Origin of the sequence: Paraburkholderia phymatum (assembly GCF_040965635.1) — a bacterium.
Lineage (GTDB): Bacteria > Pseudomonadota > Gammaproteobacteria > Burkholderiales > Burkholderiaceae > Paraburkholderia > Paraburkholderia phymatum_B.
In genome coordinates, this window is record NZ_JBFRCH010000051.1 from 1 (window position 1) to 14,505 (window position 14,505).

Genomic DNA, 14,505 nt, shown 5'->3' on the forward strand with positions numbered 1-14,505 from the left:
CGCCGCACCGGCCGGCCGACGAGCCGTTCTGAAACGACAACGGGGGCATCATCGCCCCCGTTTTACTTGATTCCTTCAACATCATTTATCTTGATCATTGCCCCATCGATTTACGTGCTCACGCTCAAGTTGGTCGGGCGCGTCCCCATAGCCGGCGCACTGAAGGAACCACGCCATGTAAGTCGCGCGGGTGAGTTCGTTGACCATGCGGCGGTTGCCGTGGCCGCGACGCCAGCCGTCGAGCGCAACGTGATAGGAGAGTGACGAGTCACGCACCAGTGCCGCGTTCATTGGCAGCAGCTTCGTTTTGGTGAGCGGCTTGCGCGCCATCTTTTTGTCTCGTGCGCGCTTCCGGCTTGACGCCATCTTATCCATTAGCTCCGTTGAAAGGCCCGCCATCAAGGGACGGGCTTCGCGCAATGGTATCAGCATGGAGCATGCTGCCCCGGCGTGCTACCGGCGACGTGACGCAATCGTCGCGAGCTCTGCCTTGAGTTTAAGGTAACTCGACATGTTGCTTTTCCTATGCGCTCGTCTGCAGACGATGCTGGGCCTGCGCCGCTTCGAGGCTATTAAACTTGCCCCGGTGGTCGCGACCCTGCCACAGCATGAAGTGAGATCGTATCGCCCGATGGTCCAGCCGCTAGGGTGCGACCAGCCATAGGGCGAATCCTGCTTCCATTCGGTCTGTGAGGACTACGTCAGACATGGTTAGTTTCGCGGGCGGGTTGCTCGAATGATGAACTACCCGCGAGACGCGAGCGCGCGCTCAATCTTGCGGTCGGTTTTATACTGGCTCAGCGCATAGACCGACCATATCGCGGCCGGAATCCAGCCAATGATCGTAATCTGCAAAATCAGGCAGATGGTTCCTGCGAGGGGGCGGCCGATTGTGAAAAATTGAAGCCACGGAAAAACGAGAGCAAGCAACAGACGCATTTTGATCCTTGTTTGGTTGAGTAGAGTAAGCCGCCAGCGATTTGCTGACGATTGAGGCGAACGCTCGCCGCAAATTCGGTCATTGATGAAGGTTGTTGACATCCTCCCCTCCCTCGACGACCCTGCGGTCGCGCCTATCGGCGGAAAGTGAGGGGGTTCCTACGGCGCTACGCGATGATCAGCGTAGCCGCTTCAGAGGGTTCCTGCTTCGCCGAGTGGCCTGACTGCGCCTTCTCTCCACAGGCTAGAACGGCGTGCCCCGCCGCTAGAACATTGATCGCGCCGACGTGATCGGCGTTGGCCGTGTGCTCACATTTGATGCAGGTGAACAATGCCTGAGTCCTGCGATTTTCGACCGACACATGGCCGCAGCATGGACACGTGCGGCTCGTGTTGTGCGGCGGCACTGCGACGAAGTACCCGCCGCGCCACGCCGACTTATACTCCAGCTGCCGGCGAAACTCGCCCCACCCCTGGTCTAGAATCGCCTTGTTGAGGCCTGATTTCGCGTGGACATTACGACCGGGCGCAGCTGCCGTGCCCCTGGCAGACTTGCTCATGTTGCGTACCCGCAAGTCCTCGACGGCGATCATTGCGTGGTTTTTGCTGATCGTGTTCGATGCCTTGTGCAGGAAGTCTGCTCGCGCGTTTGCGATGCGCGCGTGAATGCGTTGGATGCCGGCCTTCGCCTTCTTCCAGTTGCTGCTGCCCTTGACCTTGCGAGCCATGCGGCGCTGATATTTCGCGAGCCGTTGCTCGTGCTTCCTGAAGCTGGCGAGCGGCGGGATGAATGTGCCGTCGCTCAGGGTCGCGAACCGCGCCACACCGACATCGATACCGACGGCTGGGCCTTGCGGAACCGGTTGGTCTACTTCGCGCGCTGTGAGAATGCTGACGTACCACCTGCCGGCGCGCAACGATACCGTCGCGCTGCGAACATCACCAAGCACCACACGACTGTTCCGGTAGCGCAGCCAGCCGAGCTTGGGCAGGAAGATGCGGCTATTGGCCTGATCGAGCTTGATCTGTTTCGGGTCGGGGTAGCGGAAGCTGTCGTGCTGGCCTCGCTTCTTGAACTTCGGGAAGTCCGCCCGCCTGGCGAAGAAGTTCGCGTAGGCCCGCTCGAGATCCTTGAGCGTCTGTTGCAGCGGATGAACCGGAGCCTCAGCCAGCCACGCGGTTTCAGTGCAGTTGCGCCATTCGGTGAGCAATTTGCACAGTCCGGCATAGCCGAGCTTCTTCTCGCCTAGCCCGTAGCTCGCCTTCTGCAACGCCAGCGCCTTGTTGAAGACGAACCGGCACGAGCCAGCGAAGCGATGCATGTTGCGCCGCTGTTCGCCGTTGGGCATCAGTTCGAATTTGAAGGCTTGGAGTCGCTGCATAGGAGAAAGCTTACCAGTGATCACGCGCTTTCAAGGACGCCTTCTGCGTCCGCGCTTTCCTTCCCCGCCATGAATGACTGATCTTTACCCACAAGTGCAGTCATTCGTCTTGCCTGAAGATGCGATACATCTCGGTGATTTCATACAAGGCAAGAAAGCCGCGCCACATGACGGTGGGACCGGGCGGAGGATCATTCCGGCGATTCAGGTAACCGCCGAGGCTCGCGATCCAGAGCGCGGCCTGAGCCAACGATGGCACTCTGTCCGGTGGTCTCGTCGAGCGATGCACGCGGCAATACAACGCCCGCCATTCGACAGCTTGAAGTACTACTTCGCAAGGCAGCTCGCCATCGAGGCGAGCCAGCAGCGTCGTGTAGAGGATGCGCCAGGCGACTACGGCAAACAGCGCTGTAGCTCTCACGAACCGGTCGAGGGTACCGAACTGGCGTGCCTCGATACTGCAGCCGCTTTTTAGGACGCGGTGCCACGTTTCGATCGTCCAGCGCCGCGCATACCACGCCAGCCTCTCGAAGGCTTGCTGGGGTGATGTCGTGGGCACGGAACTCAGGAGCATCCATTCGAGCGCCTCGACACCGGCAGGAGGATCTTCCTCGATGACGTGAATCGCAAAGACATCCAGCTCGCATAGCTGGCTAGCCCGTGCCTTCGGTGGGCGCAGACGCACCGGCGCGTATCGCAGCGTCAGCCGCGCCGTACGTTGCACACGGGCACCTCTGGCCGGCACTTGCAGCTCGGTATGGCCCGCTGGTGACGTAGCCAGCACGACCTGCCACAGATACCCCTGCGGGTGGCGCGCGCGGCGATTCCACGCTGCCCGGATCAGCCAGTCCACTCCGGCTGGACGCTCAGCCGCAAAAAACTCATATACGTCGCTTTCGCGATCACCGATGCCGACCAGCTGGGTCCCGGGACAACGCGATTTGAGCGCCGCCAGATGCTCAATGCCTTCGATCCACTTGATGCTTTCCTTGTCGTGAATCGCCCGGGATTTGCGCTGGTACTTGCTGCCGAGCTTCTCATTGGGCCGCGCCCAGGTCTTCATCCCAAGCACACCCAGCGGCAAACCCTCAGGTGTCACCGCTAGCAGGCTATGCATCAGGAAGCCACGCCCGTTATCACCCGTCACGTAACCCAATCCTTCTGTGGCGCGCAGATGCGACAGGTTGAATTCGGTCGTGTCCTGTATCGCCAGCACCACCGGTACCTGGTTCATGCGCCCCAAGGTTTGCGTGATATGCGGCGCAAGCACGCTGTTGGTGTCAATCTGCTCGTTATCGAAGAAGCGGTACGCCGCTTTCAGCTCGGCCGGACGCAACGACTGAGGCAACGACACCTGCGGGCTGCTCGCCAGCCGGCGAGCCAGCACGACCAGGCGCCGCGACAGACGCGCATCACCCAGATTTGCGTCGCCGAATTCGTCACTCGCCCAGTCGTCTGCATCGTGCTCGCTGCCCAATCCCGGCCGCCGTCACATGTACAGGATGGACCAAAGTTAACACCGCCCTGGCGCGTTTACAACCGCAACCTACCTTCTTATTTCAAAAGATGTGGGTAATCCTGAGCCATGAATGACGGGGCTTGACGCGCATCCCGGTCAACTCGGCGCGCCATTGTTGTCGCGTACAAAGCGGAAATGCTGTGGATCGTCATTTTCAAGCCGCTCCAGTTTTCCGGTAGCGGCAAGTACGGTCTGTAGCGGCACCTGGTGCATCATTCGGTCATACTCGTTGACGATCGCCATAAGGGCATCGCGCAACGCGTCGGGTAACGCCCATTCGTGTTTGACCCGGGCTTGTTCGCGAAAAATTGCGACGCCCCGGCCGGTGTCGCGGACCATATCTAACGGCAAGGTGCCGCGACCTTCCTCAGTCAGTAGTTCGGTGAGCATGACCACCGAATGCAGAAGTAGCAACGCTGTGCCGTCGCTGCGTCCGGAACGGATTGCTTCGAGGGCGACCCGGATTTGCAGAATGATCCGGTCTGCCTCTGCCCGTGCGAGGGGCGATGTCAGCAGACGTTTCCTGGTGGCCTGTTCTGCGCTTGCGTTGGCCAACTTCCTGCGCTTTTTTGATACGGGCATTGTGTTGCGTGGTGGACTTAAATACTGTTCTCGCAGGTGCCAGCCGCCGGCGCCGGCGAAGCGAGCGTAGCGATCAACGTATAGCCAGGATACTGTTTCCGCGCCGTGCCCGTAAACATCGCGATGGCGGCGTTCTCATCGTCGGCAGTGACGATCGCGTGGATTGGCTTGATGACATCCTTGGTCCCGTCCTGCCGCAAGACGCCCGAGACAATGAACCGGGCAGGCTGCCGGACGTGCCAGCCGATGTGCGCGCCGCGCTCTCCTGCCGAGGCCGGTGCTGCGACTTCCAGGCAGGCGGTACCGATGAAAGAGCCAATGATCAGCGCTTTGATTGCTGTGATTTTTAGTTGCTTGCTCATGCTTCCAGATGTGATGCGGTCGTGTCGCGCCATATTTGCCCCGATAGATTTGCTTCCATCGTACTTGCGCGGACGGGTTGTCAAGCTCGCTCCGCGGTTCCGCCGGGGGTGCGGCACAGATTGTGGCTCACTGGTTATCGGCGTAAAGCGCGTGGAACTGAACGGTGACCGGGCGCACAGGGAACGGAACTGACCTTGGGCGCCAGCGGGGGCGGGGGCAGCGGGGACTGAGGAAAATCCACCTCAATTGGAACGGTCATGCCCGGTGCGTCTCGACTACCCGCTTCCCATATACCGTCCGCGTGAACTATAAAGACAGCTGACGCGCGGAGGCCGCCATGTGGATATGCACCGGCTGTCGGATGATGGTGACGCTGCAGGTCGCCTTGCCAGAGATGGACGAGGAGGGCGTTTATTTCATCTGTCCGGTCTGTCGCCGCCGCAATCCCTTGGCAGCCCTTCCTCGCAAGGATCCAGACGATCCCCTGGAACTTCGAGCCCGCGCCAGTACGGCGCTGACCGCGCCTGGTATCAGCGCGGACGCCAGATACGCGGCGAGACGTCCCGTCACGCTGCGCGCCGGGGCGCTCTGTCACTTGTCGCCGCTGCCGAGTTCGCTGTGCTTGTGCGAATGCGTCGCACCGTGCACAAGCTCATAGACCGCGCCTTTGCCGGTACGTGTCGGCGGGAAATGTTCACCCTCGACGCATGTCACTTCGAACGCTGCCTTGCTGTCGCCTTCGTGAACGACCTTGTAGATCCCGGACGTTTTCACGATCTCGCCGGGTTTGTGCTGCTCTGCCATAACTTGCCTCACTGGTCAAATCGGACGCAAAAAGGGGACAGCAAGCCTGATGCCCGACGGGCTCGGGGAGCCCCTCAACCGTCGCGGTTCAATGTCCGGTAGGCGTTGTAGTGGCGGATCGCATGTGTCTGCTGGCCCAGTTCCTCATGGATGCGCGCCGCGTTGAAATGCGCGTCCGCGAAGTCGTGTTTCAGTTCGATGCTGCGTCGGTATGCGATGAGGGCTTGTTCGAGGCGGCCAGAGTCTTCCAGCGCCACGCCGAGATTGAAGTGAAGCAGGTGATGGTCCGGGTTTTCCAGCAGGGCGTTACGCCATACCTCGATAGCATCATCGTAGCGGCCGCACTCCGATAGCAGGCATCCAAGGTTCAGGTACGCGTCGAGATAGGTCCGGTCCGATTCAATGGCGCGCCGGTAGCCGGCTTCGGCGCCGTCCACATCGCCCTCAGCCTCCCTTGCGGCAGCGTCAGCGAATTCGTCGGGCGCGCGGCGCTTTTGAATCTCCGTGACGATGCCGGTACCGCCGCATGCGGGCGTCGGCTCAAAATCCAGCAGTAGCTGGCCAGTTTGGGCGTCCCACGGTCCGTCGCGGTCCTGCACGGCCACGTCGGCGCCGACGGCAGTGATCCGGATCGCCGTGAGGTCCTTGTCGGGCGACCAGGTCGCGCGCAGGTTTTCCAGTGCTCGCACGATCTTGCGCGGCGGGATGCCCGCCTTTCTCAACGAATGGGCGGTGCGCAGCATGACGACGTCGCGAAACGAAAACAGTGTCTCTCTGCCGTGGCCGCGCGCCGGCTGGACGAAGCCGCCTGCGACGAGCTGGGTGATCACGGTTCGCGAGACGCCCAGCATCCGCTGCACGTCACGCATGCGAAAGCGTTCTTCGCGGGTCATGCTATTTGCGGGTTCCTGTCTTTCGGGCCGGTGCGGGGGCGGCGGGTACTTCTGGAGTTGCAGCACGGCGCGCCGACTTGCGCTGCTTCGGCGCGGCCGGCTCGGCGATAGGTGCGGCGGCCTCGGGTTTTTGCTTCACGGCCGCCGTACCTTGTCCCTTCAGGCTCGCCCGCAGAGCCTCGACGAGGTCGATGATCTCCGCGCCCTCGGGCTGCGCGGCGGGCTGCAAGGTGATCTTCTTGCCCGCGATTTTCTGGTCGATGGCGGCGAGCAGGCGCTCCTTTTCCTCGTCCTTGAACTGCGTCGGGTCGTACGAATCGACGCGGTACTGCTCGATAAGCTGTTCGGCGAGCTTCAGTTCCGCCAGCTGCACCTCCGGCTTGTCAATGCCGATCGCCGACTGCGCCCGTACCTCATCGGCGTAAAGAAGCTGCTGGAGGATGAGCCCGTCCGGTCCGGCACGCACCTGCGCGACGTTCTGCTTTCCCTTCATCACGAACTTGGCGAGCGCGCAGGTGCCGGTCTCGGTCATCGCCTGCGCGAGTAGCTGGTAGGGCTTCGCACCGCGCTTGTCGGGGCCGAGATAGTAAGCCTTGTCGAAATAGATCGGATCGATTGCGTCGGCCGGAAGGAAGGCGACGATGTCGATGCTGTGGCTGGCGGTCGCCTCGAACGCCTCGAGCTCGGACGGCTCGAAAACGACGTACTTGTCCTTCTCGAACTCGTATCCTTTGACGGTATCAGAACGCTCAATGACGGCCTGATGGGCGGGGCAGTAGAGCTGCTGACGCACACGGGCGCCGCAATCCTTGTGCAGCATGTTAAAGCTGACGGCAGACTTGGATTCCGTTGCCGAGAACATGCGGCATGGAATCGACACAAGCCCGAAGCTGATCGTCATCGAAGCGATCGAACGCGGAGCGGCCATGACATTCTCCCGTTGGCAGGCGCTCACGGAAGCAGCAATTTCCCGGCCAGCGCGCCCGCCGGGAATGGTCAGTGCGACGCCGGTAGATTTCTGGAGGTGCAACAGGTGGCGCGTAGAACGAGAGTAGCCGATCGGGCGGGCGAGGGCCAGTTGGACCGCCTGCCGGAGATCATCCGGCCGCAGCTCGCAACGCTGGTCGATCGCCCGCCAGTGGGTCCGAACTGGTCGTACGAAATCAAGTTCGACGGCTATCGCATGCTGTGCCGTATCGACAACGGCTCGGTGACACTGTTCACGCGCAACGGCCACGACTGGACAGGGAAGATGCCTGTCCTGGCGGAAGCATTCGCCCGCTTGCCAGTCAGCCAGGCGTGGATCGATGGCGAGGTGGTGGCGCTCAATAAAGCCGACGTCCCCGACTTCTCGGCTTTGCAAAATGCCTTCTCCACGTGCCGCACGGCAGGCCTGACGTTTTTCGCTTTCGACATGATGTTTCTGGATGGTGTCGACCTGCGCCAGGCCCCACTCCGCGACCGGCAGGCCGCACTGCGGCAGTTGCTTTCCGGCGTCGACGACGCACGCATACGGCTTAGCAACACATTCAACGAGGGCGTCGAATCGTTGCTCGACTCCGCCTGTCGTATGGGTCTTGAAGGGCTCATCGGCAAGCGGATGGATCGTCCCCATACGGAAGGCCGCTCGCCCGACTGGGCCAAGGTCAAATGCCTGCAACGGCAAGAGTTCGTCGTCGGCGGTATCAGCCGCAGCGCGGGAGCGACAGCAGGCATTCGCTCGTTGCTGCTCGGCGTGTATGAACGCGACGGCGGTTTTCGCTTCGCCGGTTCGGTTAAGGCGACGTTGCGGCCCGCACAGATGCGCGCGCTGCGCGAGCGTCTGGAACCGGGCGCCGAATCGCCATTCTTTAACCCGCCGAAGCCTGAGCGGGGACGGGAGCTCGTCTGGATGCGGCCACATGTAGTTGTCGAAGTGTCGTTCCTCGAATGGACTTCGTCTGGGGAGATCCGACACGGCGTCCTGAAGGCGCTGCGCGACGATAAGGAGGCAGACGAAGTCCATGAAGAAAAGCCGGTTGCTCCGCCCGCGACGAGTAGTCGTCGCGGTGCGAGTTCGAGCGTGGCCGGAACGACAATCACCAACGCTTCCCGCATCGTTGATCCATCGGCGGGCCTCACCAAGGCGGACGTCGCACGGTACTTTGACGCGGTCGCCGATTACCTCTTGCCGTACATCAAGGACAGGCCCCTAATGATCGTACGCGCGCCTGATGGTATCGATGGCGAGATGTTCTATCAGAAGCACGCAGAAGGGCAGCGCTTCAAAGCAGTTGCCCAGTTGCCACCGTCGATGCACCCCGGCCATGCGCCGCTGCTCGTTGCGAACACACGGGAAGCACTGCTGGAACTCGCTCAGCTCAACACGGTCGAGATCCATGCTTGGAACGCGATCGCTCCTGATCTCGACCATCCCGACCGCTTCATTCTGGACCTCGACCCCGACCCGCAGCTCGACTGGAGCGTGATGGTTGAGGCCGCAACGCTTACGCGGGTCGTGCTGGACGAACTCGGGCTACAGTCGTTTTGCAAGACCAGCGGAGGGAAGGGTGTTCACATCATTGTGCCGCTCGCGCCAGTCCATACGTGGCGGGACGTCAAGGGATTCAGTCACGCGATCGCGCGCCATCTCGCAAAGGTAATCCCGCAACGCTTTTCGGCCGTGTCTGGGCCTCGAAATCGCATCGGAAAAATATTTGTGGATTACCTTCGAAACGGCAAAGGCGCAACGACGGCCGTCGCTCTGTCTCCGCGCGCCAGGCGCGGCCTCCCAGTATCGATGCCGGTCGCGTGGAATCGACTGCACGGACTCGGCGGTGCCGCCGATTGGAATGTGCTGACGGGGATCGCCGAAGCACGGTCGCGGTTGGAAGGCGGCGCTGCTTATGCGGTCGAGCAGCAAATCACCGACAGAATGCGGCGAGCCGTTCGCGCGACGGACTGACGACACAGATTGAGCGTCGGCGACCGGCCACAATCGGCCGTTCGGCAAACTCTGAAACCTGTCGTTTGATTGGCTGCATTACCTCTGGAACCCGACGGACGAGCTACCCGCCAACGAGGTGCCCTTCGGGACGGGCTGATTGCATCCGCTAATTAAAGTGAGGCGACCACGGGGCGGTTCGACCTCGGACTCGATACATCGACTGGACGCCGTGATTATCACGCCGTGGGCCACGCGCAGGAATACAGGCGCACTCGTCGGGCATGCCGTGACAGCAGGACGGCGCCGCAGACGGATAGATAGGTGCTGCACCGGCCACGCGGGCGTTTGTCTGCGTTACCGCTCGACGCCAGTTGGATCGCAGATGGCACAGACCTTCGAGAACGAACGACCCGGCTTGCCATGTTTAGAAGCGTGCTGACGCGCATAACCCGCGAGCGTTTCAACATCCGAAGCGCAGATCTTTATGTATCCGCGCTCAGTGAATCCGCCCGCGCGCGCATTTCCCGATAACTGACTAACGAGACGACAGGTTGCCCGGTGTAGGACCAGGTACGACGCCGAGTTTTCGTTTCGATAGCGATTGAGGACGAAACCTTGGGGGTTCGCCGCCAACCATGCAAGGTAGCCGCGTTCATCCTTGCGGAAAGTTTCTGCGATCATTTGGCACCTATGGCGGTAAGTCTCAATTCGATCCTGCTCCCGTGTCGGCATTCAGAATGGCATTAGAAAGCAGCTTGCAATGGTGCTTACCGAAAAAGGTCGGCCGCTTTCGCATGACTCGTAGCGCCAAAGTTGCCGCTGCTCTCATGACACAGGAATCAGCCATCAATTGGAAAAAGTCCTGATCATCAGCCTCAAGACGGATCTGGAATTGTCCGGCATCCCGGTAAGGTCTTGCAGTGGAAAACCTGATACCTGGAAACGCTGCTATTAGCTCTCGCGCATTACCGTATTTTTCTGCCAGGGCATCGGTAGCCACGTTGACGAATCCCCAAAGCTTCCAGGGGGCATCCTTGTAATGGCCTAGCACGAACACTTCCATACCGCCGACATTAATACACGCAAGCCGCGGCCACGTAGCCGCATTGGTGCTGGGCATACAGCTAAGGGACCAGAACGAGTATTCAGTTCGTTGTGGCGCAGGAAGGCATTCGTGAATGTACGTCGTCAGGAGTCGGATTACGTTGGCACTCTGAGGCTGGTCCAAAAACCGTCTGTAGTGGTGGCGGAATTTTTCAACCTGCCCTGACGGCAGTTCCATGAGCGATGCTGGATCCCGTTTGTTAAACTGCTTCGGCGATGCCAGCCATGCGTCCTGCTCTTCCGGGGCCAGGATCAGATCAAGGTCAGTGTCCCCAACAACGATTGATGTGTGCAGCCTGTTGCGAATGACCATGCCGAGTTCCTCGGCGTCGCGAATGAGGCGCTCTTCAACGTCGTTGAGCTGCGATTGCCTGACCGGCAGAAATGAAAACCCGACTAGGTCGTCCCATTCTTGTCTATGCTGAGAGAATCTGCTGACGACGTTAACGGACTGACCGATATAGAACTGGTGATCCCGGAATGCCAACAGATAAATGCCGCAGCGGCTTTTGCTGGATCCAAACAGGTGTGCGATTGATCGCAGGGTTTCAACAGGCTCTGGTGGTTGGAAACCAAGCTTTTCGCAGTTTGATGTCGTGTGCCGAAGTGCCTCCATTTCGGAGCGTGTTCTGGCTTGATTTGCTGATTTACGAAGCATTGCTCGTCCCCGTCAGCGATCTCAATATGTCAATCTTTCAAATAAATGCAACTTGATGTCGCCCCGCATTATTGATTGAACACGCGCCGAGAACTGCGGCCTAGCCAACGTTACTGCTGTGCGTTCGGCGAGATTAGGACAAGTTGGCTCAGTGCGGGATGGACGGCAAGTCGCCCCATGAGCGAACGACTGTTAAGGTATTCAGAGCTGTCATTGCCTGGCGACCGCCCGTATGGCTGAAATGGGTCGCGTGTTGCCGTTCGCGCAATGATTTCGTTGATTGCGCACCGATTGGCAATTAACGGCCAATTGCTGCCGCTCGCCCATCGCACAAACTCGTCATTCGAACGGCTGGTCCACTCCGGTTAGGTAAAAGCCGCGATTTGGACTTTCGTCGCAAGGGCCCCTTTGCCCAAAGTTGCGCGCTTATTTCAACTTCGCTCGAATGTGTGGTGCGCAACATAGCACCGCCGCGAATTAACCTAGGCTTTTTGAGTGATCTTCTCTGCGAAGTTGCCAGTATGCCGTCAGATCACGCCCAAGACTCGACCGGGTTGCATTCTATCCATGTCCCTTTATTGCAACGCAATTAAATAAATTTTGCGGTTTTGTCTGACGTTATCGGAGGGAGCTGTCACATGCCGAGGATTTATTATTTTGCGACCTCCGAACTATTTCTCTCTAATTTTCGCGCTCTTGCTATAAAACGAGCCGATACGACCCTCGTAGTGTCGGAACGACTGTACCAACGTGAGCGCGCTAAACTTTTAATCGGCAAAAAATTGTTCGACCGTCTGATCGAACGTACGCAAGCGATGGGTTACGTTCGCGTGTTGAAAGTAACGCAGTCTGTCACGGATTTGGCTCTGGAGCAGGAGGTCTATCGGTTGTTGATTGAAGCATCAGGGCCGCCGATTATTGATAAATTATTCAGAGGGAAAATCCTTGCCGGTTGTCAGACGATACATAAACGCATTCTCGATGACATATATGAAATTCGCGGCGGGGCACAATCCCTTAACGTTTCACCTAACGGATTGTTAAGGAAGTTGAGTTTGAATCACCCTCTCCGCTCAATGTATTCATCCGCGGTCGACATCAAATGGGAGGACGAAGAGAATTATGAAAAGGACGCGACGATTGTGAGGTCAATTGCCTGGCGGGCCGTATTGCTAAAAGAATTGAATGACGGCCTGTATCTAGGACTAGCTCTCGTAACAGGAATCGGCGGTGCGTACCCTATAGCCATTTTTGTTCGCTGGGTGGCGCCAACGGTTCCGAAGCTAGGAGACTTTCTTGCGAATTATTTGCTTACCTTCCCCGTATTGGGGATAGCGGCCATCTTGGCTGTGGCGGGCGTTGCTCTGTATGCGATTCGCAGTCGCTTCCGCTTGTTTTACGGCTTGGTGGAGACTTGGATTGGCATTTACGTGACCTGGCTTGCGATACCGCATGTCGATGCTGGCCGAGCACTGTCCGCTGTTGGCGGCCCAGGATTGGACTGGGTTAAGGTTGTCACAGGTTTGTACGTAATTGTCCGCGGTCTCGATAACATTGGAAAACAGATCAAGGAGCGGCACAGCGCCAAGTTTTTGGGCCAGGTATGGGGACGGCTGTTTGGCGAACGATATTGACGCACCATTTGATGCCCGCAGTCGCCCGACAGCCACTACTTACTACAGCAAGTTTCGTCGCAGGTTCTACACTAGCGAAGCGTAGCCTCGGTGCACCCACGGTGAATGGCGATGTCATGAGCAATGGGCGGGCGGTCAGCCCCGGATTTGACCGTCGCCATCCTGCTGATGGTCACCGACGCGCCGGGCTAGAACGATTGTTTGACCAGTCGCCGTTTGAACTCGGGCGGCAAGTTCGGCCGCAGGTACACGCCGCCCGGCAGTCGGCCGGCGTGGTCAGATGTCCGCTAGACTCTGATACCTGTCGTTGCACCGCTGACGGCTTGACCGGCGGAAGTGGGTCGATCTCGCCTTTCGATCTCTATCGTGGCCGTTGATTAATCCTTGCGGGTTCCCACTGCGCCGAAATCCGCGTTGGCTAAATGGCCGATCGGGCACTATCGCATTTCGTGAAGCGATGGTGCCTGGTCTCCAGCGATGCGACGCTCGCAGCCAACCCGAGCGCCACTTCGGCCATGCGCTCATAGTCGAGCGTTGTCGGGACATCCTGCGCGGTGTGGTAGTGCGGATTGCGCAGGTACGCGGTGTCCGTCACCATGACGGCGGGATAACCGTAGCGCCAGAAAGACGAGTGATCGCTCAATGCGACACCCGGCACCCACCACGGCAGCGCCGCTCTTTGCAGCGGAAAACTGGACGAGGCCTCGAACGCGTCCACGATCCACCGCAGCTGACGCGCAGAGCGAAGATTCGATACAAAGCCGATAAAGTTGCCTTGCGCCGGATAGAAATAACGCAGCAGAGGAGGATACCTTTGTGTGCCCGGCTCGTCCCGGTAGTAGCCAAGCATCTCGAGCGAGAGCATCAGACGAATGCGATCCCCGCGCTTGCGCGCCGCGCCCGCGTATCTGAGGCTGCCCATGTCGCCGCGGAAGAAAAACGGCGCCTCTTCGTTCACGAACGCCACGCAGCGCACGGTATATCGGGGCAGGAGCGTCCGCAGTATCCCGGCGATCTCGAGCAGCGCAGCGATGCCGCTGGCGTTATCGTCGGCTCCGGGGCTATGTCGCACGGTATCGTAATGCGCCCCCAGCACAATTAGTTCGTCCGACTGCACGCGGCCCGCGACCTCAACTTCGATATTGGCGCAGAGGACTCCGTAGACCTGATAGTCCTGACGCGTCACTGTGCAGCCGTGCGCCATCCATTGCCGCTCGATATAGTCGGCTGCCGCGTGCAGCGCACCCGGCCGGAACACATTGCGTTCGCCGATTTCGCCGGCCAGTACCCTTACGTGGCGCTCCAGTGCCGCAGGCAAGTCGGAGACAGTCGAAGTCCGCATGCGTCTCACTCCACCCGTTCACGCATGAATTTCGCCACTGAAGCATCGGGCGTTCCCACTGGGAGTAACCCTCAAGCCCGGATCGAACCCGGCATTCGGATGAACGGGCCTCGGATGCCGGCTTTGTTGACGATGCTGCCGCGCTCGTATCGCTTGGCGACGACACCTCTGGTCGCCGCCGGCCGGCGAGCTGCCGGGTTCGGCCAATAGTTGCCGTTCGCGCAACACTCGAAGCCGTCATTCCAACGACCGGTTCACTTCGGCACCTGCCGGATGCACGATGGAAGCAAGTCGGCCGATCCGGTCGTCGGCATCGTACCGACCATCACGCTGCGCGAATGACCGCTTCGTGTGGATTC

Annotated in this window: 14 protein-coding genes; 2 read left to right on the plus strand and 12 right to left on the minus strand. The window is 59.7% G+C overall.

Annotation, left to right across the window (positions count from 1 at the left end; all coding sequences use genetic code 11):
- Positions 1 to 81: 81 nt before the first annotated feature.
- The 9 genes from AB4Y32_RS37595 to AB4Y32_RS37635 form a co-directional block, all read right to left on the minus strand.
- Positions 82 to 432 carry a hypothetical protein gene (locus AB4Y32_RS37595; RefSeq protein ID WP_368726133.1) on the minus strand — a complete coding sequence of 117 codons (351 nt, stop codon included), beginning with the start codon at positions 430 to 432 and terminating at the stop codon, positions 82 to 84.
- A gap of 312 nt (positions 433 to 744) precedes the next feature.
- A complete protein-coding gene (locus AB4Y32_RS37600; RefSeq protein WP_368726169.1) occupies positions 745 to 939 on the minus strand; it encodes a YqaE/Pmp3 family membrane protein in 195 nt (64 codons plus the stop codon).
- A 167-nt stretch (positions 940 to 1,106) separates the two neighbouring features.
- Positions 1,107 to 2,321: an RNA-guided endonuclease InsQ/TnpB family protein gene (locus tag AB4Y32_RS37605; RefSeq protein WP_368726134.1), complete on the minus strand. Its 1,215-nt coding sequence runs from the start codon at positions 2,319 to 2,321 to the stop codon at positions 1,107 to 1,109.
- A 100-nt stretch (positions 2,322 to 2,421) separates the two neighbouring features.
- Positions 2,422 to 3,798 carry an IS4 family transposase gene (locus tag AB4Y32_RS37610; RefSeq protein WP_368726135.1) on the minus strand — a complete coding sequence of 459 codons (1,377 nt, stop codon included), beginning with the start codon at positions 3,796 to 3,798 and terminating at the stop codon, positions 2,422 to 2,424.
- A gap of 138 nt (positions 3,799 to 3,936) precedes the next feature.
- Positions 3,937 to 4,422, minus strand: a complete 486-nt coding sequence (locus AB4Y32_RS37615; protein WP_368726136.1) for a hypothetical protein — start codon at positions 4,420 to 4,422, stop codon at positions 3,937 to 3,939.
- Positions 4,423 to 4,439: 17 nt separating this feature from the next.
- Positions 4,440 to 4,784: a hypothetical protein gene (locus AB4Y32_RS37620; protein WP_368726137.1), complete on the minus strand. Its 345-nt coding sequence runs from the start codon at positions 4,782 to 4,784 to the stop codon at positions 4,440 to 4,442.
- 592 nt (positions 4,785 to 5,376) lie between these two features.
- Complete coding sequence (locus tag AB4Y32_RS37625; RefSeq protein ID WP_176112754.1) at positions 5,377 to 5,589, minus strand: hypothetical protein; 213 nt, start codon at positions 5,587 to 5,589, stop codon at positions 5,377 to 5,379.
- A gap of 74 nt (positions 5,590 to 5,663) precedes the next feature.
- Positions 5,664 to 6,482: a tetratricopeptide repeat protein gene (locus AB4Y32_RS37630; protein WP_368726138.1), complete on the minus strand. Its 819-nt coding sequence runs from the start codon at positions 6,480 to 6,482 to the stop codon at positions 5,664 to 5,666.
- 1 nt (position 6,483) lies between these two features.
- Positions 6,484 to 7,410: a non-homologous end joining protein Ku gene (locus tag AB4Y32_RS37635; protein ID WP_368726139.1), complete on the minus strand. Its 927-nt coding sequence runs from the start codon at positions 7,408 to 7,410 to the stop codon at positions 6,484 to 6,486.
- 150 nt (positions 7,411 to 7,560) lie between these two features.
- On the opposite strand from AB4Y32_RS37635, the gene ligD reads away from it, so the two are divergent.
- Positions 7,561 to 9,426, plus strand: a complete 1,866-nt coding sequence (ligD, locus tag AB4Y32_RS37640) for a DNA ligase D (protein WP_368726140.1) — start codon at positions 7,561 to 7,563, stop codon at positions 9,424 to 9,426.
- A 336-nt stretch (positions 9,427 to 9,762) separates the two neighbouring features.
- On the opposite strand, the gene AB4Y32_RS37645 is transcribed toward ligD, so the two are convergent.
- Positions 9,763 to 10,089 carry a hypothetical protein gene (locus AB4Y32_RS37645; protein WP_368726141.1) on the minus strand — a complete coding sequence of 109 codons (327 nt, stop codon included), beginning with the start codon at positions 10,087 to 10,089 and terminating at the stop codon, positions 9,763 to 9,765.
- A 22-nt stretch (positions 10,090 to 10,111) separates the two neighbouring features.
- On the minus strand, positions 10,112 to 11,170 hold the full coding sequence (locus AB4Y32_RS37650; protein ID WP_368726142.1) for a GIY-YIG nuclease family protein: 1,059 nt from the start codon (positions 11,168 to 11,170) through the stop codon (positions 10,112 to 10,114).
- A gap of 638 nt (positions 11,171 to 11,808) precedes the next feature.
- On the opposite strand from AB4Y32_RS37650, the gene AB4Y32_RS37655 reads away from it, so the two are divergent.
- Positions 11,809 to 12,804, plus strand: a complete 996-nt coding sequence (locus tag AB4Y32_RS37655) for a hypothetical protein (RefSeq protein ID WP_368726143.1) — start codon at positions 11,809 to 11,811, stop codon at positions 12,802 to 12,804.
- Positions 12,805 to 13,222: 418 nt separating this feature from the next.
- Here AB4Y32_RS37655 and AB4Y32_RS37660 read toward each other — a convergent pair whose 3' ends face one another.
- Positions 13,223 to 14,122, minus strand: coding sequence for a M28 family peptidase (locus AB4Y32_RS37660; RefSeq protein ID WP_368726144.1), 900 nt, complete (start codon positions 14,120 to 14,122; stop codon positions 13,223 to 13,225).
- Positions 14,123 to 14,505: the final 383 nt, after the last annotated feature.